This is a genomic window from Actinomycetospora lutea (assembly GCF_028737205.1).
Lineage (GTDB): Bacteria > Actinomycetota > Actinomycetes > Mycobacteriales > Pseudonocardiaceae > Actinomycetospora > Actinomycetospora lutea.
Genome location: NZ_JAQZAL010000012.1, coordinates 140,224 through 165,454, shown reverse-complemented (window position 1 = coordinate 165,454; position 25,231 = coordinate 140,224). Strand labels below are relative to the sequence as shown.

General features: G+C 73.0%; 27 protein-coding genes. 19 read left to right on the top strand and 8 right to left on the bottom strand.

From position 1 onward, the window contains the following. Positions 1 to 26 precede the first annotated feature (26 nt). Complete coding sequence (locus PHK61_RS15365) at positions 27 to 629, bottom strand: TetR/AcrR family transcriptional regulator (RefSeq protein ID WP_274281866.1); 603 nt, start codon at positions 627 to 629, stop codon at positions 27 to 29. 88 nt (positions 630 to 717) lie between these two features. On the opposite strand from PHK61_RS15365, the gene PHK61_RS15360 reads away from it, so the two are divergent. From PHK61_RS15360 to PHK61_RS15325, 8 genes are read left to right on the top strand one after another with little or no spacing between them, the layout of a single operon-like run. Continuing rightward, complete coding sequence (locus tag PHK61_RS15360) at positions 718 to 1,881, top strand: acyl-CoA dehydrogenase family protein (protein ID WP_274281865.1); 1,164 nt, start codon at positions 718 to 720, stop codon at positions 1,879 to 1,881. Further along, complete coding sequence (locus PHK61_RS15355; RefSeq protein WP_274281864.1) at positions 1,878 to 3,467, top strand: acyl-CoA carboxylase subunit beta; 1,590 nt, start codon at positions 1,878 to 1,880, stop codon at positions 3,465 to 3,467. The genes PHK61_RS15360 and PHK61_RS15355 overlap by 4 nt, the downstream gene beginning before the upstream one ends. Positions 3,468 to 3,486: 19 nt before the next feature. Then, positions 3,487 to 5,415, top strand: coding sequence for an AMP-binding protein (locus tag PHK61_RS15350; RefSeq protein ID WP_274281863.1), 1,929 nt, complete (start codon positions 3,487 to 3,489; stop codon positions 5,413 to 5,415). Positions 5,416 to 5,449: 34 nt separating this feature from the next. Next, complete coding sequence (locus PHK61_RS15345; protein WP_274281862.1) at positions 5,450 to 5,902, top strand: MaoC family dehydratase; 453 nt, start codon at positions 5,450 to 5,452, stop codon at positions 5,900 to 5,902. After that, on the top strand, positions 5,899 to 6,744 hold the full coding sequence (locus PHK61_RS15340) for an HpcH/HpaI aldolase/citrate lyase family protein (RefSeq protein ID WP_274281861.1): 846 nt from the start codon (positions 5,899 to 5,901) through the stop codon (positions 6,742 to 6,744). The genes PHK61_RS15345 and PHK61_RS15340 overlap by 4 nt, the downstream gene beginning before the upstream one ends. An 11-nt stretch (positions 6,745 to 6,755) precedes the next feature. Then, the gene (locus PHK61_RS15335) at positions 6,756 to 7,649 is read left to right on the top strand and encodes an LLM class flavin-dependent oxidoreductase (protein ID WP_274281860.1); all 894 of its coding nucleotides are present in this window, start codon (positions 6,756 to 6,758) and stop codon (positions 7,647 to 7,649) included. After that, the gene (locus PHK61_RS15330) at positions 7,646 to 8,191 is read left to right on the top strand and encodes a quercetin 2,3-dioxygenase (protein ID WP_274281859.1); all 546 of its coding nucleotides are present in this window, start codon (positions 7,646 to 7,648) and stop codon (positions 8,189 to 8,191) included. Before PHK61_RS15335 ends, PHK61_RS15330 begins: the two co-directional genes overlap by 4 nt. Next, positions 8,172 to 8,981, top strand: a complete 810-nt coding sequence (locus PHK61_RS15325) for an alpha/beta hydrolase (RefSeq protein WP_274281858.1) — start codon at positions 8,172 to 8,174, stop codon at positions 8,979 to 8,981. The genes PHK61_RS15330 and PHK61_RS15325 overlap by 20 nt, the downstream gene beginning before the upstream one ends. 488 nt (positions 8,982 to 9,469) lie before the next feature. On the opposite strand, the gene PHK61_RS15320 is transcribed toward PHK61_RS15325, so the two are convergent. Beyond that, on the bottom strand, positions 9,470 to 10,840 hold the full coding sequence (locus PHK61_RS15320; RefSeq protein ID WP_274281857.1) for an MFS transporter: 1,371 nt from the start codon (positions 10,838 to 10,840) through the stop codon (positions 9,470 to 9,472). A gap of 65 nt (positions 10,841 to 10,905) precedes the next feature. Here PHK61_RS15320 and PHK61_RS15315 point away from each other — a divergent pair, with 65 nt between their 5' ends. Together PHK61_RS15315 and PHK61_RS15310 are read left to right on the top strand one after the other, a co-directional pair. Beyond that, the gene (locus PHK61_RS15315) at positions 10,906 to 11,271 is read left to right on the top strand and encodes a hypothetical protein (RefSeq protein ID WP_274281856.1); all 366 of its coding nucleotides are present in this window, start codon (positions 10,906 to 10,908) and stop codon (positions 11,269 to 11,271) included. A gap of 191 nt (positions 11,272 to 11,462) precedes the next feature. Continuing rightward, positions 11,463 to 12,776, top strand: coding sequence for an MFS transporter (locus PHK61_RS15310; protein WP_274281855.1), 1,314 nt, complete (start codon positions 11,463 to 11,465; stop codon positions 12,774 to 12,776). On the opposite strand, the gene PHK61_RS15305 is transcribed toward PHK61_RS15310, so the two are convergent. Next, positions 12,760 to 13,215 (bottom strand): Lrp/AsnC family transcriptional regulator, encoded by a 456-nt coding sequence (locus PHK61_RS15305; protein WP_274281854.1) that lies wholly within the window; start codon positions 13,213 to 13,215, stop codon positions 12,760 to 12,762. The two genes, PHK61_RS15310 and PHK61_RS15305, sit on opposite strands and share 17 nt — an antisense overlap. 79 nt (positions 13,216 to 13,294) lie before the next feature. Here PHK61_RS15305 and PHK61_RS15300 point away from each other — a divergent pair, with 79 nt between their 5' ends. The 3 genes from PHK61_RS15300 to PHK61_RS15290 all read left to right on the top strand — a co-directional run bounded on the left by PHK61_RS15300 (position 13,295) and on the right by PHK61_RS15290 (position 14,920). Beyond that, positions 13,295 to 14,005 (top strand): AzlC family ABC transporter permease, encoded by a 711-nt coding sequence (locus PHK61_RS15300; RefSeq protein ID WP_274281853.1) that lies wholly within the window; start codon positions 13,295 to 13,297, stop codon positions 14,003 to 14,005. Beyond that, on the top strand, positions 13,992 to 14,321 hold the full coding sequence (locus PHK61_RS15295; protein WP_274281852.1) for a branched-chain amino acid transporter permease: 330 nt from the start codon (positions 13,992 to 13,994) through the stop codon (positions 14,319 to 14,321). The genes PHK61_RS15300 and PHK61_RS15295 overlap by 14 nt, the downstream gene beginning before the upstream one ends. Positions 14,322 to 14,425: 104 nt before the next feature. Next, positions 14,426 to 14,920, top strand: a complete 495-nt coding sequence (locus PHK61_RS15290; protein WP_274281851.1) for a pyridoxamine 5'-phosphate oxidase family protein — start codon at positions 14,426 to 14,428, stop codon at positions 14,918 to 14,920. A 27-nt stretch (positions 14,921 to 14,947) separates the two neighbouring features. On the opposite strand, the gene PHK61_RS15285 is transcribed toward PHK61_RS15290, so the two are convergent. Beyond that, positions 14,948 to 15,967 (bottom strand): beta-ketoacyl-ACP synthase 3, encoded by a 1,020-nt coding sequence (locus PHK61_RS15285; RefSeq protein WP_274281850.1) that lies wholly within the window; start codon positions 15,965 to 15,967, stop codon positions 14,948 to 14,950. A gap of 283 nt (positions 15,968 to 16,250) precedes the next feature. Between PHK61_RS15285 and PHK61_RS15280 the strand changes: the two genes are divergently transcribed. Together PHK61_RS15280 and PHK61_RS15275 are read left to right on the top strand one after the other, a co-directional pair. Further along, positions 16,251 to 17,081 (top strand): DedA family protein, encoded by an 831-nt coding sequence (locus PHK61_RS15280; protein ID WP_274281849.1) that lies wholly within the window; start codon positions 16,251 to 16,253, stop codon positions 17,079 to 17,081. A 76-nt stretch (positions 17,082 to 17,157) separates the two neighbouring features. Continuing rightward, positions 17,158 to 17,445 carry a DUF3040 domain-containing protein gene (locus tag PHK61_RS15275; protein WP_274281848.1) on the top strand — a complete coding sequence of 96 codons (288 nt, stop codon included), beginning with the start codon at positions 17,158 to 17,160 and terminating at the stop codon, positions 17,443 to 17,445. Here PHK61_RS15275 and PHK61_RS15270 read toward each other — a convergent pair. Next, positions 17,435 to 18,160, bottom strand: a complete 726-nt coding sequence (locus tag PHK61_RS15270) for a haloacid dehalogenase type II (protein WP_337993965.1) — start codon at positions 18,158 to 18,160, stop codon at positions 17,435 to 17,437. The two genes, PHK61_RS15275 and PHK61_RS15270, sit on opposite strands and share 11 nt — an antisense overlap. 16 nt (positions 18,161 to 18,176) lie before the next feature. Between PHK61_RS15270 and PHK61_RS15265 the strand changes: the two genes are divergently transcribed. Then, positions 18,177 to 18,719 (top strand): CGNR zinc finger domain-containing protein, encoded by a 543-nt coding sequence (locus tag PHK61_RS15265; protein ID WP_274281847.1) that lies wholly within the window; start codon positions 18,177 to 18,179, stop codon positions 18,717 to 18,719. A gap of 41 nt (positions 18,720 to 18,760) precedes the next feature. Next, positions 18,761 to 19,222: an SRPBCC family protein gene (locus PHK61_RS15260; protein ID WP_274281846.1), complete on the top strand. Its 462-nt coding sequence runs from the start codon at positions 18,761 to 18,763 to the stop codon at positions 19,220 to 19,222. 626 nt (positions 19,223 to 19,848) lie between these two features. Here the strand turns inward: PHK61_RS15260 and PHK61_RS15255 are convergent. Together PHK61_RS15255 and PHK61_RS15250 are read right to left on the bottom strand one after the other, a co-directional pair. Then, on the bottom strand, positions 19,849 to 20,427 hold the full coding sequence (locus tag PHK61_RS15255) for a helix-turn-helix domain-containing protein (RefSeq protein WP_274281845.1): 579 nt from the start codon (positions 20,425 to 20,427) through the stop codon (positions 19,849 to 19,851). A gap of 765 nt (positions 20,428 to 21,192) precedes the next feature. Next, a complete protein-coding gene (locus tag PHK61_RS15250; protein ID WP_274281844.1) occupies positions 21,193 to 21,522 on the bottom strand; it encodes a hypothetical protein in 330 nt (109 codons plus the stop codon). A gap of 761 nt (positions 21,523 to 22,283) precedes the next feature. Between PHK61_RS15250 and PHK61_RS15245 the strand changes: the two genes are divergently transcribed. Beyond that, positions 22,284 to 23,669, top strand: a complete 1,386-nt coding sequence (locus tag PHK61_RS15245; protein ID WP_274281843.1) for a hypothetical protein — start codon at positions 22,284 to 22,286, stop codon at positions 23,667 to 23,669. 669 nt (positions 23,670 to 24,338) lie between these two features. Continuing rightward, the gene (locus PHK61_RS15240) at positions 24,339 to 24,758 is read left to right on the top strand and encodes a hypothetical protein (protein WP_274281842.1); all 420 of its coding nucleotides are present in this window, start codon (positions 24,339 to 24,341) and stop codon (positions 24,756 to 24,758) included. A gap of 53 nt (positions 24,759 to 24,811) precedes the next feature. Here PHK61_RS15240 and PHK61_RS15235 read toward each other — a convergent pair whose 3' ends face one another. Next, positions 24,812 to 25,192 carry an SCO5389 family protein gene (locus tag PHK61_RS15235; RefSeq protein ID WP_274281841.1) on the bottom strand — a complete coding sequence of 127 codons (381 nt, stop codon included), beginning with the start codon at positions 25,190 to 25,192 and terminating at the stop codon, positions 24,812 to 24,814. Between the last annotated feature and the right edge of the window lie 39 nt (positions 25,193 to 25,231).

The following is a 25,231-nucleotide window of genomic DNA, read 5'->3' as shown; positions in this document are numbered from 1 at the left end:
GGTCATAGCCCCGGAGTTCGCTCACATCAGGCGTCCAGGACCCCCAGCAGCACCGACGCGACGTCGTCGCCGAGCTCGCGGGGCGAGCGGGGGCCGGCGGGGTCGAACCACTTGTAGGTCCAGTTCGCGGCGCCGAGGCAGGTGCTGACGTAGGTGCCGACCGACATCGGCAGGCTCCGCCCGGTCTCGCGCAGGTGGGCCTCCACGGCGTCGCGCACGACGCGCTCGAACTCGCGGCGCCGCTCGAGGATCGGCTCGGCGAGCTCGGACGGCAGCGCCGACTCCTCGTGGAAGCAGATCGTCAGCAGGTCGCGGTGCTCGCAGGTGTAGCGGACGCGCTCGACGATGAGCCGGCGCACGGCCTCCCGCGTGGTCGGCGCCTCGGCGACGATCGTGCGGGCGCTCCGGAGGCTCTCGTCGAGGACCTCCTCGTAGACCGCCACGAGGAGGTCCTGCTTGGTCCGGACGTAGTGGTAGAGCGTCGGCTTGCGCAGGCCGACCTGGTCGGCGACCTCGTTCATCGAGGCCGCCCGGTACCCGCGCCTGCTGAAGACCGCGACGGCGCCGGCGAGGATCCGCTGCCGCTGCTCGTCGGCGCGACTGCCCCCGCCGCTCCCCCGTGTCGCCATCGCCTGCCGGTCCCCCTCGCACGCCTTGACCGCACGTCTGTGATGTGGGGTACTTTCGCCCGACCGGTCGGTCGAAGCAAGGAGCAGCGTGTCCCACGACCTCGACGAGGTGCACGAGGACTTCCGGGCGACGTGCCGGGCCTTCACCGACCAGCGCGTCCGCCCCGTCGTCGCGGAGGCCGAGCGCGAGGGACGCCCGCCCGAGCGCCTGTGGAAGGAGCTCGGCGACGCGGGCCTGCTCGGGCTGCTGACCCCCGAGGAGTTCGGCGGGTCCGCGGGCCAGGGCGGCGAGGCTGATGGTCGGGCGCTGGCGGTCGCCGTGCTGTCCGAGGAGCTCTCCCGCGCCTGCGGCGGCATCGCGGTCAGCGCGCTGGTCAGCGCGTACATGGCCGCCCCGCACCTCGTCCGTCACGGCACCCCCGAGCAGCGCGAGCGCTGGGTGGCGCCGCTGGCCGCCGGCGAGGCGATCGCCGCCATCGCCGTCACCGAGCCCGGCGCGGGCTCCGACGTCGCGGGCATCACCACCCGCGCCCGGCGCACCGACACCGGCTGGGTGCTCGACGGCCGGAAGATGTACATCACCAACGCGGGCCTCGCCGACGTGCTGGTGGTCGGCGCCAAGACCGACCCCGACGGCGGCCACCGCGGCATCACGACGTTCGTGGTGCCCGCCGGCACGCCCGGGCTGTCGATGGGCGCCCCGCTGGCCAAGATGGGCTGGCACTCGTCGGACACCCGCGAGGTCGTCCTCGACGGCGTCCAGCTCGGCGAGGACGCCGTGCTGGGCGTCGAGGGCCGCGGCTTCCACCAGATCATGTCGGCGTTCCAGCTCGAGCGGGTCGCGCTCGCCGCGATGGGGATCGGCCACGCTGCCGAGGCCCTCGACACGGTCACCGAGTACGTCCGCGGGCGCGAGGTGGCGGGCGAGCCGCTGACCGCGCGCCAGGCGATCCGCCACCGCCTCGCCGCGATGGAGATCGAGCTCGAGGCGGCCCGGGTGATGACCTACAAGGCGGCCGACCGCCTCGACCGCGGCCACCCCGAGGCCGACCGCTCGGTCGCCGCGGCCAAGTACTTCGCGGCCAAGGCGGCCGCCTGGATCGTCGACGAGGCCGTCCAGCTCTTCGGGGGCGCCGGCTACCTCGAGGAGACGCCGGTCGCGCGCCACCACCGCGACGTGCGCATCCTGCGCATCGGCGGCGGCACCGACGAGATCCAGCTCGAGATCCTCGGCAAGCGCCTCGCGCCGTGACCGAGACCGAGACCGCCCGCGGCACACCTCCCGCGTGGGAGGTGTCGGCGCCCCATCCCCCCGGGGCGCCGGCACCTCCCTCGGGGGAGGACGTGCTCGCGGCCGCGCAGCGGGCCCGGCGGGGCGGGGACACCGGCCGGTGGCCGGACAAGCTGCCGGTGCGCGACCGGCTCGACGTGCTCCTCGACCCGGGCAGCTTCGTCGAGGACGGCGTGCTGGCCTCGGCAAGCACGCCGGGGATGCCCGCCGACGGCGTCGTCACCGGCGTCGGCACCGTGGACGGGCGCCCGGTCGCCGTGATCGCCCACGACTTCGGCGTCAAGGCCGGCTCGTGGGGCGAGCGGACGTGCGAGAAGCAGATCCGCATCCTCGAGCGCGCCGACCGCGACCTGCTCCCCGTCTTCTACCTCGTCGACTCCGCGGGCGGGCGGCTCACCGAGCAGATGGGCTTCTTCCCCGGCCGCCGCGGCGCCTCGAGGATCTTCCACCTGCAGGTCGCGCTGTCCGGGCGCGTGCCGCAGATCTGCTGCCTGCACGGGCCGTCGGCCGCCGGCGGGGCGTACATGCCCGCCTTCACCGACTGGGTCGGCATGGTCGACGGGCAGGCGTCGATGTACCTCGCGTCGCCGCGGGTGGCCGAGAAGGTGACCGGCGAGCGCACCACCGCCGAGGAGATGGGCGGCGCGCGCATGCACGCCGAGGTCTCCGGGTGCGGCGACGCCGTGTTCGACGAGGACTGGCAGGCGATCGCGGCGGCCCGGCTGCTGTTCTCGTACCTCCCCGCCCACTTCGACGCACCCCCGCCGAGCGCCCCGGCGCGCGAGCCCGAGGCCACCGGCTGGGACGGCCTCGTGCCCGAGGACCCGACGGTCGGCCACGACGTCACCGCGGTGATCGACCGGCTGGTCGACGGCGGCTCGTTCTTCGAGGTCAAGCCCGACTGGGCGCCCGAGATCGTCGTGGGGTTCGCGCGCCTCGAGGGGCGGGTCGTCGGGCTCGTCGCCAACCAGCCGCGGGTGCGCAGCGGCGCGATCCACGTCGACTCCGCCGACAAGGCCGCCCGGTTCATCAGCCTCTGCGACGCGTTCAACGTCCCGCTGGTGTTCCTCCAGGACGTGCCCGGCTTCATGGTCGGCGTCGACGTCGAGCGCCAGGGCATCATCCGCCACGGCGCCAAGATGATCACCGCGATGTCGTCGGCCGAGGTCCCGAAGTTCACGGTCGTGCTGCGCAAGGCCTACGCCGCGGGCTTCTACGCCATGTGTGCGCCCGGGTTCGAGCCGCGCGCGACGCTCGCGCTGCCCAGCGCGTTCATCGGCGCGATGGGCCCGGAGGCGTCGGTCAACGCGGTGTACGCGGGCAAGATCGCCGAGATCGCCGACCCGGAGGAGCGCGAGGCCTTCGTCGCCGCCCGCGTCGAGGAGCACCGCGGGGAGATCAACCTGCTGCGCATGGGCGACGAGCTCGTCGTCGACGCCGTCGTTCCCGGCGAGGAGCTGCGCGGCGAGCTGGTCACGCGCCTGCGGCACGCCGACGGCTGGACCCGCACCCGCGGGCGCCGTCACCACCCCGTCAGCCCCGTCTGATCCCGTCCCAGGAGCGACCATGGACGACCGCGACACCCTCGCCAGCCTGATCTCCGCGCCCCTGCAGCCCCTCGACGAGAGGTGGCGTTCCCCCGAGCGGGCCGCCGAGCTCGCGCAGGCCCGCGCTCTCCACGACCGCGACCCCGACGACTACTGGGTCTGGGTCGCCGAGAAGCACCGGTGGATCACCAAGTGGCAGAGCGTGCGCGCGGGCGAGCTCGGCGACTTCCGCTACTTCGAGGGCGGGCGCATCAACGTCGCCGACAACTGCGTCGACCGCTGGGCCGAGAACCCGGCGACCGCGGACCAGCCGGCCGTCGTCTGGGAGGGCGAGCCCGGCGACACGCGCACGCTGACCTACGCGGAGCTCTCCGACGAGGTCGGCCGCCTCGCCGGCGGGCTGCGCTCGCTCGGCATCGGGCACGGCGACGTGGTCGCGGTCTACATGCCCAACCTCGTCGAGGCCTTCACCGCGATCCACGCCTGCAACAAGATCGGCGCGATCTACACGGTGCTGTTCTCCGGGTTCGGGCGCGACGCCGTCGCCTCGCGGCTCGCGGCGGCGCGGGCGAAGGCCGTGGTCGTCGCCGACGCGATCTACCGGCGCGGCAGGCCGGTCGAGCTGCTCGAGACCCTGCGCGCCGCCCTGCCCGACGCGCCGACCGTCGAGAGCGTCGTGGTCGTCGACCGCACGCAGCGCGGGGTCGAGCTGGCGCCCGGCGAGGTCTCCTACGCCGCGCTGCTCGCCGAGCACCCCGACGGCGCGGCGACCGTGGCCCTCGACCCCAACGAGCCCGCGTTCCTGATCTTCACCAGCGGCACCGAGTCCCGCCCCAAGGGCGTCGTGCACTCGGTCGGCGGCTTCCTGCTCGGGACCTGGGCGAACGTGCACTGGCAGGCCGGACCCGTCGAGGGCGACGTGTACTGGGTGGCCGCCGACGTCGGCTGGCTGACCTTCCCGATCCAGGCCGTGATCGGCGGGCTGGCGCACGGCTCGACGATCGCCTGCTACGAGGGCGCGCTCGACACCCCGGGGCCGTCGCGGTTCTACGACATCTGCGAGCGGCACGGCGTCACCCAGGTGCTGTGCGCGCCGACGGTGCTGCGGATGCTGCGGAAGTTCGGTGACGACCTGGCCGCGGACCACCCGCTCCCCCGCCTGCAGCTGATCACCGTGCAGGGCGAGCCGCTCGACGGCGAGACGTTCGCCTGGGCCACCGAGACCTACGGCGTCCCGATCGTCAACGCCTACGGGCAGACCGAGACCGGGTCGACGTGGACCTATCCGGTGACCGGGGTCGACGACCTCAAGGCCGGCTCGGCAGGCACGCCGGTGCCCGGGCACGCGTTCGCGGTGGTCGACGAGGAGGGCCACGAGGTGCCGGCCGGGGTGAAGGGCAACCTCGTCATGACCCGCCCGTTCCCGACCCTCGCGCGCACCGTGTGGGACGACCACGAGCGCTACCTGTCGACCTACTTCGGGCGCTTCCCCGGCCGCTACGCCACCAACGACGAGGCCGTCGTCGACGCCGACGGGCACCTCTGGGTGCTCGGGCGCGCCGACGACGTCATCAACGTCGCCGCGCACCGGCTGTCGACGATGGAGATCGAGGCCGTCGTCACCACGCACCCGCGCGTGGTCGAGGCGGCCGTCGTCGGGATTCCGGACGCGACCAAGGGCACCGTGCCGGTCGCGTTCGTCACCGTCACCGGGGGGAGTGCCGACGAGGTCCCCGACGAGGTGCGCGCGCTGGTCGGCGACACCATCGGCGGCATCGCGCGACCCGACCGCGTGATCGTCACCGCAGCGATGCCCAAGACCCGCACCGGCAAGATCATGCGGCGGCTGATGCGCGAGGTCCTGCTGCACGGCGAGGCCCGCAGCGACACGAGCGCGCTGGAGGATCCGGGCAGTCTGGACACCCTGTCCGCCGCGGTGAAGGGATGAGCGGCGGGAGACGGAGCGAAGCGGAGCTCGACCCATGAGCGGACTGTGGTTCGAGGACCTCACCGAGGGCCTCGTCGTCGAGCACGCGACGCGGCGCACGGTCACCGAGACCGACAACGTCCTGTTCACCACGATGACCATGAACCCGGCCCCGCTGCACCTCGACCACGCGTACGCCGCGACCACCGAGTTCGGGCGGCCGCTGGTCAACAGCATGTTCACCCTGGCCCTGGTGGTCGGGCTGTCGGTGCCGGAGCTGACCCTCGGCACGATCGTCGCCCAGCTCGGGCTCGACGAGGTGGCGTTCCCGGCGCCGGTGTTCCACGGTGACACCGTGCGGGTGGAGACGGAGATCGTGTCGGCGCGGGAGTCCCGCAAGCGTCCGGACGCCGGGATCGTGGTGTTCGCCCACCGGGCGTACAACCAGCGCGACGAGCTGGTGTGCTCCTGCCGGCGGACCGGCCTGATGCACCGGAGGCCCACGTGAGGGTCCCGCGCAGCCTGCTCTTCGTGCCCGGCGCGCGGCCCGACATGGTCGCCAAGGTGCCGCGCTGGTCGCCCGACGCGGTCGCCGTCGACCTCGAGGACGCCGTCGCCGCCGCCGACAAGGAGACCGCCCGCGAGGCCACCGTGGCGGCGGTCGGCGAGCTGTCCGGCGGCGACGTCCTCGTCCTCGTCCGCGTCAACGGCCCGACGACGCCCTGGTACGCCGACGACGTCGCCGCGGTCGCGGAGTCGGCGGCGCACGGCGTCGTGCTGCCCAAGCTCGAGTCGCCCGAGCAGCTCGCCGACCTGCGCTCGCGCCTCGACCTCCCCGTGATCGGCGGGCTGGAGAGCGCGCGCGGCATCGCCCGGTGCCGCGAGATCCTCGCCGGCGGCGACCTGCTCGCCGCCTACTTCGGCGCCGAGGACTACATCGCCTCGGTCGGCGGGCGGCGCACCGCGGGGTCGCTCGAGGTGCTGCACGCGCGCAGCGAGGTCGTGCTCGCGGGCGCGCTGGGCGGGGTCGGGCTGCTCGACCAGGCCGTCGTCGCCGCGCACGACGCGGAGGCCTTCCGCGCCGACGCCGCCGCCGGCCGGGACCTCGGCTACGACGGCAAGATCTGCATCCACCCCTCGCAGGTGGCGCTGGCCCACGAGGCGTTCACGCCGACCGACGACGAGATCGCCCATGCCCGGCTCGTGATCGAGGCCGGCCGCAGCGGGGTCGGGGTCGTCGACGGCGAGATGGTCGACGACGTGCACTTGCGGATGGCGGCGGCGGTGCTCTCCCGGGCCGGGAGACGGAGCGAAGCGGAGCTCGACCCATCGACGGGACTGGAGGCGTGAGGGTCGGGCTGATGATGCCGCCCACGATGGAGCCGGGCGACGCGCAGCGGGCCGAGGAGCAGGGCTTCGACATCATCGCCGCCGGGGAGCACGTCCTGTTCGGCAGCCCGACGGCCAACGCGTTCGTCACCCTCGCCGCGGCCGCGTCGGTGACCCGCCGGGTGCGGCTGCTGTCGGCGGTCACCCTGCTGCCGCTCTACCCGCCGCCGCTGGCCGCGAAGATGGCGACGACCCTCGACCGGGTCTCGGGCGGGCGCCTCGAGCTCGGGATCGGCGTCGGCGGCGAGAACCCCGTGGAGTTCGCGGCCTGCGGCGTGCCGGTGCGCGAGCGCGGTCGGCGCACCGACGAGGGCCTCGACGTGCTCGGGCGCCTGTTCGCGGGCGAGGCGATCGACGTCGACGGCACCCCGGCGGCCCTCGACCCGCTCCCGGTGCAGCGCCCGCGCCCGCCGGTGTGGGTCGGCGGGCGCTCGGCGGCCTCGATGCGCCGCGCGGGCCGCGCCGGCGACCTCTGGATGCCCTACCTCGGCAGTCCCGACCGCGTGGCCCGCGGACTGCGCACCGCGCGCGAGGAGGCCGAGCGCCACGGCCGCGACCCCGCCGCGGTCACCGGCGCCTACTTGGCCTGGAGCTGCGTCGACACCGACGCCGCCGTCGCCCGGCGCCGCGCGCTCGACGCCCTCGCCGGGACCTACGGCCAGGACATGGAGCGGATCGTCGACACCTGCGTCCCCCACGGCACGCCCGAGCAGGTCGCCGCCCGGCTCGCCGAGTACCGCGACGCGGGCGCGGAGTCCGTCGTCGTCGCGCCCGCCGTCGCCGCCGACGACCGGGAGCGCATGCTCGACCTCCTCGCCGGCGAGGTCCTCCCCCGCCTGCGTCACGGCCGAGAGGAGCGTCCATGACCGCGGAGTTCGTCAGGGCGGACGAGACGCCCCGCAGCACGCTGCCGGGGCGCCCGGCCCCGTTCGTGCTCGCGGCCGGCGAGGGCGAGCGGGCGCACCTGTTCGACCAGCTCTTCACCGTCCTGCTCTCCGGCGACGAGACCGAGGGACAGTTCGGCGTGTTCACCATGGAGGCGCCGCGCGGCCGGGCCATCCCCGTGCACGCCCACGACGACGTCCACGAGATCTTCTACGTGCTCGACGGCCAGGTGCGGGTCGCCGTCGAGGACGCCGACGGCGCGGTCCTCGACCGGGTGCTGACAACCGGCGACTTCGGCTACGTCCCGGCCGGGCTCAAGCACTCCTTCCGCGTCGAGTCGCTGCGCGCCCGCACGCTGGGCGTCAGCACCGGCGGCTTCGAGCGCTTCTTCGCCGCGGCCGGCGAGCGCACCGAGGCGACGGCGCCGCCCGCGGTCCCGGTGATCCCGTCGGGCGGGCAGCTCGGCGAGGCGGCCCGCCGTTTCCGCAACGAGTTCCACCACGATGTCCGCCTCATCGACTGAGGTCCACGAGTACGCGGTCGTCCCGGGCTTCCGGCCGTTGCTGCTCGACCTGCACCGCCCCGCCGCGACCGGGGCGCCGCTCGTGGTGTTCCTGCACGGTGGCGGCTGGCGGGCGGGCACCCGGGCCGCGCTCGGGCCGATGTACGCGGACTGGTCGCCCTCGCCGTTCGCGCGCCTCACCGCGGCCGGGTTCGCCGTGGCCTCGCTGGACTACCGACTGTCCGGCGAGGCCCTCTTCCCCGCGCAGCTCGAGGACGTCACCGCGGGGCTGGCCTGGCTGCGCGCGCGGGCCGACGCGCTCGGCGTCGACGCGTCGCGGGTGGCCCTGTGGGGCGAGTCGGCGGGCGGGCACCTCGCGGCCCTGCTCGGGCTCGCCGACCCGGACGTACGCGCCGTCGTCGACTGGTACGGCCCCGCCGACCTCACCACGTTCGTCGCCGACGCCGCGGCCGGCGGGATCAGCGCGATCGATCCCGCCGCCCCGGACTCCCGCGAGGCCCTGCTGCTCGGCGCCACCGCGGCGGCGGACCCGGAACGTGCCCGCCGCGGGAGCCCCGTCGCCCACGTCCACGCCGGCGCGCCGCCGTTCCTCCTGCGCCACGGGACGGCCGACCGCCTGGTGCCCACCCGGCAGTCGCAGCGCCTCGCCGCGGCGCTGGAGGGCGTGGGTGCCGACGTGCGCCTGGACCTCGTGCCCGGCGCCGACCACCTCTGGCGCGGTGACCCCGACGACGCCCGCGCGGCGTTCGACGAGGCCGTCGCGTTCCTGCGCGCTCACCTCGGCGTCTGAGGCAGCGCCGGCCACCCGACGAGGACGCCGACGACGGCGAGCACCCCGAGCACCGGCCCGGACGGCCGTCGCCACGCCGCCGCCCCCGCCCCCGCCGCCATGGCCGACGAGCGTGCGCCGTCGGGGACGTGCTCTCCAGTCCGATCTCCCGGGAGAGCCGCCAGTGCTGTGCACTGACGGCTCCTTGGAGAGATCAGGATGGAGAGCTCCCCTCGACGGCGCGGGCGGGCCGGGCGAGGGTCGTGGCCTCGTCGTCGGTGATGAACGGGGCAGGACGACGCGGTCATCGCCGAGCGTTCCGGTGCACGTCCATCTAGAAGGTCTGCCCGACGCCGTCGATGTCGACCTGGCGGCGCGGCTCGGCGAGCCTTCGCTGGTGCGCTGCGGCCGCGTCTCGAGGGCCGGGTCTCACGAAGGGTGACAGCCCGGGGGGGCGAACCCACGGGAATCCGGTTCCGCTCGACGGAGTAGAGCGCACGCACTCGCCGTCAGTGCCGTGACGAGGGCCGTCGTCCCCCGACGGACCCCGCGACCGCGAGCCCACACACCGCGGCCGCCGCACCCTGGGTGAGGAAGGCGCGCGCGAAGTCGGTCGACGTGGCCGCGGCGCCGAGCACGACCGCGAGGGCGGCGACGGCGAGCGCGCCGGACACGTGGGTCGTGGTCTCGAAGACCCCGTAGGCCGCGCCGCGCTCGCCGTCGGCGCTGTCGAGGCCCGCCGCGACGTTGAGGGTCACCACCGCCAGGGCGAGCGCGGCGCCGAGGACGGTCAGCACGGGCAGCACGACCCCGGCGTACGGGGCGTCCGGCGCCAGCCCGAGCACCACGAGCGCCGCCGCCGCGACGAGCAGCCCGACGACCGCCCCGCCCCGCCAGCCACGGCGCGCGAGGACCACCATCGCGAGCCGGCTGCCCGTGATCGCGCCGATCCCGACGGGCGCGAACGCCAACCCCGCCTGCCAAGGCGAGAGGCCGCGGGCGACCTGGAACCACAGCAGGCCCACGTAGACGATCCCGTTGTAGGCGACGACCTGCCCCGGCATGCCGAGCAACGCGCCGCGCAGGCTGCGCTGCGCCACGAGTCCACGCGGGACCAGCGGCTGCGCGCGCCGCCGCTCGGTGACCACGAACCCGGCGAGGGCGAACGCCGCCACCGCGGCCGTGAGCCAGGAGCCCACGTCGCTGACGGTCAGCACCACCGACGCCGCGGTCACGACGAACCAGGCGCTCGAGGTCCACGGCAGCGACACCCCGCGGTCGCGGGCCTCGCCGGGCAGCATCGTCCACAGCCCCGCCGCGGTGGCCAGCGCGACCGGCACCGCGACCAGGAAGACCGACCGCCAGCCGAGGCCGTCGACCAGCAGGCCGCCGATCACCGCGGCGCCGGCACTGCCGCTGCTGCCCGCCACCGCGCTGGCCGCGAACACGGCGCGGCGGCGGCCCGGCGCGGGGATCGCGGCGGCGAGCGAGAACGTGTTCGGCAGGGCCAGCCCCGCGCCGAGCCCCTGGAGCACGCGGCCCGCGACCAGCACGGGGAACGTGCCCGCGAGCCCTGACGCGAGCAGACCGAGCGCGAACAGCGCCATCCCGCCGACGAAGCAAGGCCGCGGCCCGACGCGGTCACCGAGCCGGCCGCCGAGCAGCAGGGTCCCGCCCAGGGGGACCGCGAAGGCCGTGATCACCCACGACGTCGCCGACCCCGTCGTCCCGAGGGACTGCTGCAACGCCGGTAGCGCGACCGTGACGACGAGGCCGTCGAAGACGACGAGCAGGTTCAGCGCCGAGAGCGCCGTCGCGACCGTCACGAACGCGGCCGCGGACATCGTCGCCACGGCCCGTGCGGCGGCGCTGCGGGGCATGACGCGGGCTCGGCGGCGCGCCGATGCCGTCAAACCCGGATGTGGGGATGGCAGCATCGGCGCCCGTGGCGTCGACGCAGGTGCTCGTCCTCGGGCTCGATCCCCGCTCGGTGCCGGGGTACGCCCCCGAGCCGGTGGTCGCCCGGATCGAGCAGGGCCGGCGGCGCTTCGCCGAGCTCGGCCTCACCGAGCACCACGAGCTGCTGCCCTACGACGCGGACGACGCCGAGCAGGAGCGCCGGGTCGTCGCGGCCCTGGGTCGCGAGCCCTGGGCGTGCGTGGTGATCGGCGGCGGCCTGCGCACCGACGAGCCGCGCCTGGGGTTCTTCGAGCGCGTCGTCAACCTCGTCCGGCAGCACGCCCCGCAGGCCGCGATCGCCTTCAACGCCGGCGCGGGCGACAGCGCGGACGCCGCCCGGCGCTGGATCTGAGCGGCGGTCGGCGCCCGGCGAGGCGCCCCCGCGGTGTGCGCTCCGCCCGGTGACGCACCGTCGGTGTGGTGCTGACGGCCCACTCCTTTGACTGTTCCTTGGCGAGGCCTTGACCCTGGTCGGTCACCCACCGTCTCATGACGGTCACCCGACGACGCCATCGTCGACCGCCTCGACGAAGAGGAGCCCTCATGGCCAGCGCGTCCCTGCGCGTCCCCCGTCGTGTCGCCGCCGCGAGCCTGGTGGGGACGACGATCGAGTGGTTCGACTTCTTCATCTACGGGACCGCCGCGGCGCTGGTCTTCAACAAGGTCTTCTTCCCGTCGGTCGACCCGGCCGTCGGCACGATCGCCGCGCTCGGCACGTTCGCGACGGGCTTCATCGCCCGCCCGATCGGCGGCGCGGTGTTCGCGCACTTCGGCGACCGGGTCGGGCGCAAGCCGATGCTGGTGTACTCGCTGCTGCTCATGGGGGCGGCCACCGTCGGCATCGGCCTGCTCCCCGGCTACACGGCGATCGGCATCCTCGCCCCGGTGCTGCTGATCGTCCTGCGGTTCGCGCAGGGCTTCGGCGTCGGTGGTGAGTGGGGCGGCGCCGCACTCATGGCCGTCGAGAACGCCCCGGACGGCCGCCGCGGCTTCTACGGCAGCTGGCCGCAGGTCGGCGTCCCGCTGGGGCTGGTCCTGGGCACCGGGTCGTTCCTCGTGCTCGACCTGACCGTGTCCGAGGCGGCGTTCCTGTCCTGGGGCTGGCGCATCCCGTTCCTCGCGAGCGCGGTGCTCATCGCCGTCGGGATGTGGATCCGGCTGACCGTCGCCGAGAGCCCGGTGTTCAAGCGCGACCAGGAGAAGCGCGAGGCGAGCCGGATGCCCGTGCTGCAGGTGCTCCGCGAGCACCCGAAGCTGATCTTCCTGGCCGCCGGCTCGTTCGTCGCCACCAACGCGACCTTCTACATCAGCTCGGTCTGGCTGGTGTCCTACGCGACGACCCAGCTCGACTACGAGCGCAGCGCGATCCTCGGGGCGAACACGCTGCTCTCGGCGTCGGACATCCCGATGATCCTGCTGCTCGGCCTGCTCTCCGACAAGGTCGGCCGGCGCCCGATGTTCCTCGCCGGGATGGCGCTGCTGGCGCTGTTCTCGATCCCGTACTTCCTGCTCGTGCAGACCGGCGTCATCGGGCTGTTCATCCTCGGCGGGCTCGTCGTCCAGCTCTGCCGCAGCTCGGTGTACGGGCCGCAGTCCGCGTACTTCGCCGAGCTCTTCCCGACCCACCTGCGCTACAGCGGCGCGTCGCTCTCGTACCAGATCGCCTCGATCGTCGGCGGGGTCGCGCCCGCGATCTGCGGGCTGCTGGTGCTCTGGACGGGCAGCCTCATGGCCGTCGCCGGCTTCACCGTCCTGCTCGCGCTGATCTCGCTGGCCAGCAGCTGGGGCATGACCGAGACGCTGACCCGCGGCCTGGACGGGTCGATCGGGACCGAGCGGGTCACCGCCCAGGCGTGACGCCGGCCGACTTGATCGTCTTCATCGTGAGGTGCGAGTCGATCTTCGCGAGGCCGGTGGTCCGGCCGAGCCGGTCGGTCATGAACGCCTCGTAGGCCTCGAGGTCGCGGCAGGCGACCCGCATGAAGTAGTCGGGCAGGCCGAACATGCGCCTCAGCTCGATGACCTCGTCGAACGCCGCGACCTGCTCCTCGAAGGCCAGGAAGACGTCGCGGTGCTTGCTGGCGAGGTCGACGTTGACCAGGACCTCGAACGCCCGGCCCTCGAGCGCCGGGTCGATCTCGGCGCGGTAGCCGGTGATCACGCCCTCGTCCTCGAGCCGGCGCACCCGGCGCAGGCACGGTGCGGGCGTGAGCCCCACGCGGTCCGCGAGGTCGACGTTCGCGATGCGGGCGTCGACCCGCAGCACCTCGAGGATTGCGCGATCGATAGCGTCCACGCACTTATGATGCGTCACGACGCCCCTGGACGCCTTGATTCGCCATCGCGTGGCGCCCGGCCCGACCTAGCATTGCGGCGTGGACGACCAGGCGACCCTCACCGCCGACCTCCGGGACGCCGCGCGGGACGTCGGCCCGGTCGCGGCCGGCATGTTCCTGCTCGGCACCAGCTTCGGGCTGCTGGTCGTCGGGTCGGGGCTCGCGTGGTGGTGGGCGCCGGTCTTCAGCGGGATCGTCTTCGCCGGCTCGGCGGAGTTCCTGCTGGTGGCGCTCGCGGTGGTCGGCACCCCGCTGGCGACCGTCGCCGTCACCACGCTGCTGGTCAATGGCCGGCACGCGTTCTACGGGCTGTCGTTCCCGCTGCACCGGGTCCGCGGGCGGGCCGCCCGGGGCTACGCGGTGTTCGCGCTGATCGACGAGGCCTACGCGCTGGCCACGTCCCGCCCGACCGCCGACCTGACCGGGCGCCGCATCGTCACCGGCCAGGTGATCATGCACGTGTCCTGGGTCGCGGGTGGGCTCACCGGCGCGCTGGCGGGCGCGCGGTTCTCGCTGCAGGTCCCGGCGCTGGAGTTCGTGTTCACTGCGCTGTTCGTCGTGCTCGCCACCGAGGCCGTCCGCGCCGGGCGGGAGGCCACCGGTCCCCTGCTCGCCGTCGTGTGCGCGCTGGTCGCCCGCCTCGTCGCGCCCGGCGAGATGCTGCTGGTCGCGATGGGGCTGTTCCTCGGCGTGCTGCTGGTGCGCTACCGGTTCGCGATCCCGAAGGAGCCCGACCGTGCCCGGCACTAGCTACCTGGCCGCCGTCGTGGCCGTCGGCGCGGCCGTGACGTTCGCGCTGCGGGCCGCGCCGTTCGCGGTCATGCGCACGCTGCGGTCGTCGCCGCTGATGGCCTACCTCGGCCGCCACCTGCCGGCCGGCGTCATGCTCGTGCTCGTCGTCTACCTCCTGCGCGACCTGCCCGTCGACCGCCCGCTGCTCGCCGCGCGCGAGCTCGTGCCCGTCGCGGTCACCGCGGCCGTGCACCTGTGGCGGCGCAACGCGCTGCTCAGCATGGCCGCCGGCACCGCGGTGTACGCCGTCGCGCTGGCGGTGGCGCCGGGGTAGCGCCCACGCGGGCACCGGGCCCGGCAGCACCGGGGGTGCTGTCGAGAACCGGCGGTCGGCTCCGTCCCGGGGTGTCAGGCCACCGACGGCACAGGGAGCAGGTCATGGAACAGCACGAGATCGACGCGGAACTGGCGACACCCGGGGCGCAGGACCTGCTCACGACGACCGCCATGGCCCACCTCGCCTACACCGGCGCGGACGGCACGCCCCGGGTGGTGCCGGTCGGCTTCTACTGGACGGGCCGCGAGCTCGTCGTCTCGACGGCCGCCACCGCTCCGAAGGTCGCGGCGCTCAGGGCCCGCCCGGACGTCGCGGTGTCCATCGACGCCGGCGACACCCCGGACGGCGCCCGCGCCCTGTCGATCCGCGGGCGGGCCGACATCGGGATCGTCGACGGCGTCGTCGAGGAGTACCTCGCCGCGTCGAGGATCAGCATGGAGCCCGACGCCGCCGCCGCGTTCGAGCGCGACGTCCGCGGCTTCTACGACCGCATGGCGCGCATCGCGATCACCCCGACCTGGGCGCGCTTCTACGACTACGGCGCGGGCCGCGTGCCCCGCTTCCTCGCGGACCTCGCCGAGCGCGCGGGCTGGTGATCGTCTGCTCCGCTGGGGCGCGCCCCCTCAGGCGGCCGCGTCGGCCGGCGGCGCGAGGACGGCGGGCAACCGGACGACCTGCGCCGCGAACGTCAGCCCCGCACCGAACCCCATCAGCAGCGCGCCGTCGCCGGGCGCGGCGCGACCGGCGGTGAGCAGACCGTGCATGGCCAGCGGTACCGAGGCGGCCGAGGTGTTGCCGGTGTCGACGACGTTGTCGGCGACGGTCACGTGCTCGGGCAGCGCCAGCGCGCGGGCGAGCGCGTCGGTGATGCGGGCGTTGGCCTGGTGCGGGACGAACGCCGCGAGCTGCTCGACCTTGACCCCGGCGAGCTCCATCGCCTCCTGCGCGAGCGGCACCATCCTCGTCGTCGCCCACCGGAACACCGCCGGGCCCTGCATGCGCAGGCCGGGGAACGCGTCGTCCGCCCCGCGGTCGCGCCACGTCGGCTCCTGGACGATGAGGTCGGCCTGCGACCCGTCGGCGCCCCACGCCACCGGACCGATGCCCGGCTCGTCGGAGCGGCCCACGACCACCGCGCCGGCGCCGTCGCCGAAGATGAAGGCGGTCGAGCGGTCGGCGGGGTCGACGATGTCGCTCATGCGCTCGACGCCCACGACGAGGACGTGGTCGGCGGTGCCGGAGGCGATCAGCGAGGCGGCGAGCTCGAGGCAGTAGCAGAAGCCGGCGCACGCCGCGCCGACGTCCATCGCGGGGCCGTTCACCGCCCCGAGGGCGTGCGCGACCTGCGTCGCCACCTGCGGCGAGGTCGCGGTGTGGGACATGGTCGCCACGAGCGTCACGTCGACGGCGCCGGCGTCCACGTCGGCGGCTGCGAGGGCGTCGCGCCCGGCCGCGGCGGACATCGCCACCAGCGACTCGTCCTCGGCGGCGAACCGGCGGCTGCGGATGCCGGACCGGGCGAGCACCCAGTCCGGGTCCACGTCGAGCAGACGGCAGACCTCGGCGTTGCCGACCTCCCGTCGCGGCCGGTACGCGCCGAGCCCGAGCATGCGGGCTCCGCGCACGGTGTTGCGGGAGATCATCGGTGGGTGTTCCTCCGAGACATCGTGGGTGTCCTGACCACGGTGACCCCGACGTCCGGTTACTCGGAAGTCCTACTATTCGGTACGGACGTGGCTCCGATCACAGGGTCCCGACCTCCTCCCTGAGGCGGAGGCGGCCGGGCGGGATCGTCCCGCCGACCGACGCCGGGGACGGGCCGCGGTGCCACCGTGGTGTCACGGTGGGCGGACGGCTTGACCATGCCGCAACGGCACGGTGTCGACTGCTCCCCGGACATCGCCGGACAGACGGGTGGAGCAGGAGATGACTGGCGCAGGCACCGGCACGGACCGGGACGACCTCACCGGACCGGCGGACGACACGGGCCCCGAGACCACGGGTCCCGGGAAGAAGCGCTTCCGGTGGCGGAGCAAGGACTTCACGCCCGAGGAGCACGAGGAGGCGCGCGAGGCGCTGCGCAAGGTCAAGCCGTGGGACGGCCCGATGGCGCGGGCCGACAAGTTCATCGTCGTCGCGACGCTGGGGATCATCGCGCTGAACCTCGCGTCGATGCCGTTCCGGCCGTTCCTGCTCGCGTCGCACCCGATCGGTCTCGCGGCCGTGACCGGCAGCCTCTCGGCGGTCGGGGCCGGCGCCGCGTTCGCCGCCATCGGACAGGGCCCGCTCTGGCTCGTGATCGTCGCCGGGGTCTTCGGGATGATCAAGTTCGACTGGCTGTTCTGGCTGGCCGGGCGCCGGTGGGGCGCGAAGATCGTCCAGATGTGGGCGCCCGGTGACGTCGCGCAGCGCTTCGTGGGGTGGGTCCAGGGCGCTCCGCGCTGGGTGCTCGGCCTGGCCGTGATCCTCTCGGCACTGCCGGGGATCCCGGCGCCTGCGGTGTTCGCGCTGGCCGGGATGGGCCGGATGCGCCTGGTGCCGTTCCTCGTCCTCGACGCCATCGGCGCCGCGCTCATCGCGGGACTCGTCGCCGGGCTCGGCTACGGGGTCGGCCAGCACGCCGTCGACCTCGTGCTGACGATCGACAAGTACGCACTCTGGATCACCCTGGGCCTCATCGTCGTGGTGTCCGTCCGGGCGAGCATGAAGGCGCAGAAGGAGCAGAAGGCGAAGAAGGCCGGGCAGGCCGCCTCCTGAGTCATGCTCCGCGGGTGAGGCGCCCGCCGTCCCGGCGACGCACGCTGGGACCCGCGCTCCGGGGAGGTGGTCGACCGTGCTCGACGATCGCGAACGAGGCGAGCTCGAGGAGATCGAACGAGCCCTGCTCGCCGACCCCGAGCTGCAACGACGGTTGCGGGCACCCGGAGCGCGACTCCGGACGAAGCTCGCGACGCCGGCGCTGATCGCCCTCGTCGTCTTCCTCGCGGTGGCGGCGGCGGGCCTCCTCATCCTCGGCCTGCCGCTGCACGCGATCATCGTCGCGCTGATCGCGTGGTGGCCGTGGTGGGCCCTGCGCCGGCGCCTGCGTCGCGCGGGACACCGGGGCCCGGTCACGCCGTAGCCGCGACCAGCTCGTCGACACCCGCGAGGTGGTGGTCGAAGCGGTCGTCGGGCGCGGGCGGGTCGGCGCCCGGGCGGGGCAGGAACGCGGTGCGCATCCCCGCCGCCCGGGCCGCGCGCAGGTCCCACGCGTGGGCGGCGACCATGAGGATGCGCTCGGGCCGACGGCCCACACGCTCGACGGCCAGCCGGTAGACCGCCGGGTCGGGCTTGTAGCTGCGGACGGCCTCGGTGGAGATCGCGGCGTGCCAGCGCAGGCGGGCGTGGGCGCTGAGCCGCAGCAGGGTCGTGTGGTCCGCGTCGGAGAGCGCGACGACCTCGTGGCGGGCGGCAAGGCCTTCGAGCAGCCGCGCCGTGTCCGGCCAGGCGCGCAGGCGTCCGGTCACCGCGGAGGCGTCGTCGAGCGAGGCCGGCACGGGGCGGCCGGCGGCCGCGACGACCTCGCCGGCCGCCTCGCGGTCGAGCACGTCGGCGGGGACGTAGGCCCGCTCGCCGGCCACGACGCGACGGTGCTCGGCGCCCACGTACCGCTGCCAGCGCGCGACGGAGGCCTCGACGAGCTCCGGGGGCACCAGGGCAGTGAGCACCTCCCGCAGCCCGCCCTCTTGGTCCACGAGGGTGCCGAGGACGTCGAAGACCACGGTGTCGACGGTCATCGTCGGACCTCCCTTGCCGTCACCGGTCCAGGCGGTGATGGTGGACGACGCCAGCGTCACCGGTCAAGATGGTGACGTGGAGTTCGCGCTGGTGAGCGGCAACCTCGCCCTGGACCTCGCGGGGACCCTGCGCTGGCGGCGCACGGCGCCCGAGGAGGTGCTCGTCGACCCGGACACCCTGCGGTCGTGGCTCGTGGCGTCGGGCGCGGCCCCGGGGCCGGTGGACGTCGACGCGGCCGCGCTGACGAGGGCGCTCGCCCTGCGCGAGGCCGCCTACCGCCTCGCCCGCGACCGGCTCGAGGGCCGCGCGTTCGATCCGGACGCCCTCGACGTCGTGAACGCGGCGGCGGCCGGGCCCGCGATGGCGATCGCCCTGACCCCTGACGGTCTGGTGCGGCGCGGCGGCGTCGACGCGGCCCTCGGCGACGTGGCGCGCTCCCTGATCACGCTGCTCGGCGACCCGGCGGCGCCGCCGCTGAAGGAGTGCGGGCGGGACGCCTGCACCCGGCTCTACCTCGACCGTTCGCGCGGCGCGCGCCGGACCTGGTGCGGCATGGACGAGTGCGGCAACCGCGTCAAGGCCGCGGCGTACCGCGCGCGGCGGCGTGGGGCCGGCTGACGACCGTCGCCCGTCGCCGCGGGGGCTGACATCCTGGGGGCGTGGGACGGGTCGACGTCGAGAGCGCCATCACGATCCGGCGCCCCCGCGACGAGGTGGCCGCGTTCGCGAGCGACCCCGACAACGCCACGCAGTGGTACGAGAACATCGCATCCGTCGAGTGGGAGACACCTCGGCCCGTGCGGCCCGGCTCGCGGATCGCCTTCGTCGCCCACTTCCTGGGCCGGCGGCTCGCCTACGTCTACGAGGTCCGGGAGCTGGAGACGGCGCGCCGGTACGTCATGAGCACCGCCCACGGGCCGTTCCCCATGGAGACCACGTACTCCTGGGAGGACACCGCGGACGGCGGGACCCGGATGACCGTGCGCAACCGCGGGGAGCCGTCCGGGTTCGCCGGCCTCGGAGCGCCGCTCGTGTCGGCAGCGATGCGTCGAGCCACCGCGAGGGACCTGCGGGCACTCAAGGACCTCCTCGAGGCGAGGGCCACGAGGCAGGCCCGCTAGGAGCACCCGGCGACGCGCCGGGGCCGCGGTGGGGCAGGTCGGGCTCGAACCGACGACCTGACGGATGCTGCGTCAGCTCATCCGAGCCTTCACCGTCGGTACCGGACACCGCCGCTGAGCTGGGCACGAGGTCCACTCCGGACTCAGCCGCCATCCGACCACTCCTCCCCCGTTCCGGCTCTTCCGTGGGGGAATCGTGGGGGGATGATCATGCGCCCCGGCGAGCCCTACGCAGGCTGATCCCGGCGCACCCCGAGAGTGCGTCGAACCGCCACGGTGGAGTGATCGCGGCAGGCACGAAGGGTGTGCGAGACGCGGCCGGCCCTCCGCAACGCCCCCCTGAAAGCACCGGTGGTGCGCGCACGATGAGGAGAGCCGGACGCCCGGCAAGCATGGACCCCGCCGACGGGCCTGTCGATGGTCAACCCGCTCAGTGGCGACGGACCGGTCGGACGGAGAGGCGACACCCCCGCTGGTCAGGGGGGCCAAGCAGCGGAGGCGCCGCCTCAGGCGATCCGGCTCGACGCCGGACAACAACTGATTGTGCGCAAAGCCAAGTACTCGTCAAGCGGCCGGAACGACGAGTCAGGGAGCGGACAGCCCACGGTTCAGGAAGGGCGCGACCGCTACGACTCAGATCGCCTTACGGCATCGACTGCACGGTCGAGCAGGACGCGTGGATCGGGAGCGTCTGGAACATCCGAGGCGCGCAGGGTCTGGCTCGGAGAGCACCCGAAGACACGCTTGTACTCTCCGGCGAACCGCCCGGCGTTCGCGAAGTGCCATCGGCTGGCGATGTCGCCGACCGTGCACTGGTTGCTTCGGTGACCGGCGGAGAGGTCGCGACGGGCGCACTCCATGCGGACCTGGCGCAGGTAGCCCAGCGGTGTCTGCTGTCGTTGATCGCGGAACGCCTGCTGCAGCCCGCGAACGCCGATGTGAGCAGCTGCGGCGATCTCCTCGACGCCGATCTCGTGATGGGCGTTGGCGTGGATGAACGAGACCGCGCGAGTCACCGTGTGCGAGGCGGCGTTGGCGTGCTCCTCGCGTGGCCCTGTCACCAGCGCTTCGGCGAACTCCTTCACACCTCGGTCGTGGTCGCGCGCCATCGCCACCAACATCGTCGACGCCTGCTCGACGTCCCGGCGGTAGCGCTCCATGAGCACGCCGAGGGCCACGTCGATCGGATCATAGGAACCCGGCATCTCGCCCTCCTGACGTCATCCGGCCTGCACGCGCAGGAGCCGGTGACGCGAGAGCGCACAGCCGCGACACCGAAGACGAGCACCACCATCGCACGGACTACCCTCGGAACGCACGAGCTGTCGCGGCTGCGCACCGCGCTGCTGCTCCGAGCCTCCGCTCCAGGCGAGCCTCGGGTCACTCTCGTGACGTCCACTTTCACCACGCCTAGCCAGTGGCCCACCCGGTCTCCGAGGTGTCGAAGGTCCTCCGCGGGGGCGGCCTTGAACGCCGTCGTCGACAGCAGCGCGGCCGTAACGATTCGGTGGTGGCTCCATGATCCGCGCACCAACGTCGGGGCACAGCGACGAAAGGTGCCGGTCGGTGCCGCACCGGCCACCCAGGCAGGAGCAACCTCAGGCAATCTCGTGGTGGCCGTGTGCACGTTCCTCGCGACGGATCGCGAGCCACGGGCTAACGGTCGTCACGCTGGCTCTCGCTGCCTGAGGTGTGTTGACCTCGGCGGCGACGACGGCCTCGGTGCGACGCCGGAAGCCAGTGTCGGCACCGAGGCCGTTTCGCGAGGCTGCGGTGGTGAACCTCGGGCCAGCTCGGGTTGCGCACCGGCCGTCGGCTCCATGGGTGGACCGACCATCGAGGAGCCCGATTCGGGATGGTGCCCCCTTGATCAGCCTCTGCAAACGTGTTCCCCAAAGGTCGGCGAGCCGCGTCGTTCTGCGGCTCGACGCCCCAGTCGTCGTTTCGCTGAGCGACCGAACAACACCGGATCAGGAGAGGCCGGGTGCGGGCCGGGGCAGAAGCGTGCGGACGGAATCGCACAGCCCCTGCATCTCGACGATCGGCGCAGCGCCGAGCAGCTGCATGAAGTGCCGCCACTTCGCTCCGTCGACGGTGACCGCCATGCCTCCAGGTCCGGCAACCAGCGCGAGCAGGCCATCCAACCCCTCTCGGCCGCAGTGGGTGACAGCCGCCATGTTCAGATGCAGGTCCGTCTGGCCGCCCCGCTCGAGGTGCTCGCAGTAGTTGGCGAGACTGAGCATCTCGGATGCACCGATCGGACCAGCCAGGACGATCGTCCGCGGCGTGGTGGCGTCCACCGGCGGCCCCCGCTCGGGTTGGCGAAGGCTAAGCGTCCCGCTCACCCGAGGTATCCGCAAGTACACGGACTGTTTCTACTCACGCTTCTGCTGGCGATGGCGTTCGGACACCCGGGTCCGTGCGGCCGAGGTGCCCGCTGGCCAACCGTCACCCGAGCAGTGAGAAGCGGGGTCTCTCCCTCGGCGGCGCGAGCTCTGCCCTGCCAGGCCGCTCGTGCGGGTGCAAGCGCCCCGTCCATCGATGACCGGCGCTCACGCTGTCTGGTGGCGCTTGCGGCTGTGCGGGCGGTCTGGCAGCCCTCGGGCGCGTCGTCGTGGGTGAGGCCCTGCCCCGACCACCACCTCTGCCCCGAGCTCGTCGCACTCGGGGGCTCTCCTGAGGTCGGTGCCCTGGTCCAGGGCGGAGCGCCTGGCCGCCGGAGGCCGAGTCCCGTGCTGCTCCCGGTGCCCGCTGTGGTCGAGGTCGTCGCTGTCGCTGTCCGGCTGGTGGTCTGGCCCGCCCGGGTCCGCCGCCCCGCCCCCGACGCAGTCATTGGGGGTGCGGGGAGGCGTGGCCCGGCAGGGCCGGGCCACGCCGGCGCGCCAGCGCCGGCCCTGATCGCTGGTGGTGCCCGGTGAGCGAGCGGGTTCTCGGTAACTGGCGAACAGTTCTTCCGACCGGGCCGCAGGGCCACACCGCAGAGATGACCGCGGCCGTTGACCAGGCGGCGGAGTCGGTGCGGCGTGAGGGTCGCGCCTCCCGTTGGCGTCGTCGTTCGCAGGTGCAACGGATCAGCTCGATCGGCCGGGTCCGCCGGTGCGGGATGCAGCGCGACCCCGAGGCCGGGACGGTGCTGGCGATCTCGAACCGTGCGGAGGGTCGCCGTGCCGGGGTCGAGGGCATGGTCACGTGCGGGTCGGTGTGGTGTTGCCCGGTGTGCGCCGCGAAGGTCGCCGCCAAGAGGGCCGACGAGCTGGCGAGCGTGCTCGACGCGGTTCACGCCTCGGGCGGGTCGGCGTTCATGCTCACGCTGACGATCAGCCACCACGCCGGCGACCGGCTTGGGCTCTCGCGTGATGAGCGGGAGCGACGCGGTCAGCTCGACCAACGCCGGAAGTGGCGCAACCGCCTCGACAAGATCGACCAGCGCCGCATGAGCCGGGAGCTGGCCGAGGAGAAGGGCTGGGACGTCGACGAGCACCAGGCCGAGGCCGACGACATCGCCGAGACCAGCCTCCGCCGCGACATCGCCACCTCCGACCCCCAGTTCATCGCGGTCGGTCCGCAGGCCCGCGAGCAGCGCGACAGCGACACCCATGAACTCGAGGAGCTGAACGCCCGTCGAGGCTGCTGGGACGCGGTCACCGACTGCTGGCAGGCCACTACCGGCGGCCGCGACTGGGGACCCGACCAGGACGACGCCGGACTGCTCGGGTGGGCCAAGGTCACCGAGGTCACCGACGGCGGCACCCCCGCGAGCCTGGCCGGCCAGCCGGCCGGGCACGGCTACTCCGGCAATGGGTGGCACGTGCACGTCCACGTCCTGCTGTGCTTCGAGCGCGACGTGTCCGAGGAGTACGTGGCCGCGAAGATCGCGGGCGGGATGCACGCCCGGTGGGCCAGGAAGGCCCGCGCACTGGGATTCGACTCCTCCGATGAGCACGGCTGGGACCTGCGCAAGACCTACCGAGGCGCGGGCGACAACCTGCACTCGTACTTCGTCAAGCAGGCCCACGAGATCACCGGCGGCCACCGCAAGGAAGGCCGGCGACGCGGTGGCCGCACCCCGATGCAGCTCCTCGCCGAGGCGGTCGACACCTACCGCGTGGAGGACGTCGCCCGCTGGTGGGAGTGGGAAACCGCGTCCGAAGCACGCGGCCAGCTCACCTGGTCGACCGGGCGCCGATCCCTGCGCGGCTTCGCCCAGCTCGGCGTCGAGAAGGACGACCAGGAGGTCGCGGATGAGACCCTCGATGGTGAAGAGCGCCTCGGGCTCCCCGACGACACCGCCCGGTGGCTGGGCGCCAACGATCAGTACCCCACCCTGCTCGACGTCGCCGAGACAAGCGGCCTCGCCGCCGCCCGCCGCTGGCTAGCCGCTCATGACCTCGACTGGGACGACGATCCGCCGCCACGATCAGCCGCAGGCCGCGATGGCACGACCTGAGACACTCCTCTGCGGATGTCCAGATGGCCACTGTGATGAGGAAGCCTTGGGTGATCCCTCGACCCCTACGTCCTTGATGCAGTGCGCCGACTACGCTTCGGAGTTATGGCGAGCGACTCACCGAGCGAAGGGGCCGCCAGTGGACGATTTCAGCGGATGTGGCGACTCGCTCCGGGTCAGGTGACACTAGGAGCACTGTTCGTCGCTATGTGTGTTGCCATCTTCATCAGCGGTTATACCATAGCGAGCGTACGAAACTTCACGAATCTAGAGAATTTCTTCTTCCAGGTCTTCTTCGGACTGTTTGGAATCATTGGGGGATGGCTCATAGCCAGTGTTCTCTCTCGTTCTCAAGAGCGCGACAGAATGGAGCGCCAGTCCTCGTCGGCAGTTAGACGGAGCGTACACCTACTGAATGGGATGCGAGAGATACAAGAAGTCTCCGTGAGGTCGATTCAGGAACTGAAGGCCTCCGGTGCAAGTTTCGATAGAAGCTAGCAAAGTCGAGTCTTGGCTAACGGTGGTCGGCATTCACGCACAGGCACGCATCACGACCGCGGAGGACGCTATCAGCGATTGGCGCGACGTAGCACCAAGGGCTGTTGACGATGAGGTGAGTCGACTCCACGAGGAGCACGATCGAGCCAAGCGGCGAGCGAGGTAGAGACGATGATCGGTGATAGAAAGATCGAAGGGAAGGTTGCACGGGTTCTCAACGAGCGCGAGCTTGTCGTGAATCGTGGCGCCGATCACGGCGTGACCGAAGGCATGTTCCTTGAAGTAGTGGACCGTGACCCTGAAGATATCCTGGACCCCGAAACGGGAGAGGTTATCGGACAAGTTAGTCCAGTGAAGAACTACGTCAAGGTGACGGAGGTGCAGGCGAAGATGAGCGTCGCCGCCACCTACCTGTCATGGAAGACTGCGGGGGGCGCACTGAGCAGCCTGAGTGTCCTCCCGAACCTTTTCGCTCCGTCGCGAACTGAGTACGACGTGATCGAAACCGACGAACCGTCGCTCGGCGACGATCGGGATACGACCGTGCACGTTGGCGACGTTGTGCGTGAGTCGCGAGACCTCCCCAGCTAGAGGGCTGGCCCCGGTTCATGGGGACAAACCCTCCAGCTGTGGCATCGAGCTACCTAGCAGTTGACCAGCTCAGGCTTTTGATTCAGGAGCTGGGCACGGTTCGAGACGAACTCGGCGTGCTGCTCCTCGGCTCCGGGCTTGAAGACTCCGACCTTGCAGCAGTTCTGGAAGGCGAGCTTGATGCCGTAGTGCCGTTGGACGGCGCCGCGCATGGCGTCGCTACCGAGGAGGCGCAGCAGCTCGCCGCGCTCCTTCTCGGTCGGCGGCTCCTCCTCCAGTTCGGCGGTGAGGTCGTCGCCCAGGTCGCCGACGACTCGGCTCACGATTGACCAAGCGTAGGGCAGCGACGTGCGGACGCACTCGACCATCTCAGCGTCGGAGACCTCGCCGGCCTCGGCCTTGGCCTGCAGTTCAGGGGAAACGGTGAGCGACATGGCGACGACCCTGCTACCTCTGCCGTGCAGATTCAACAC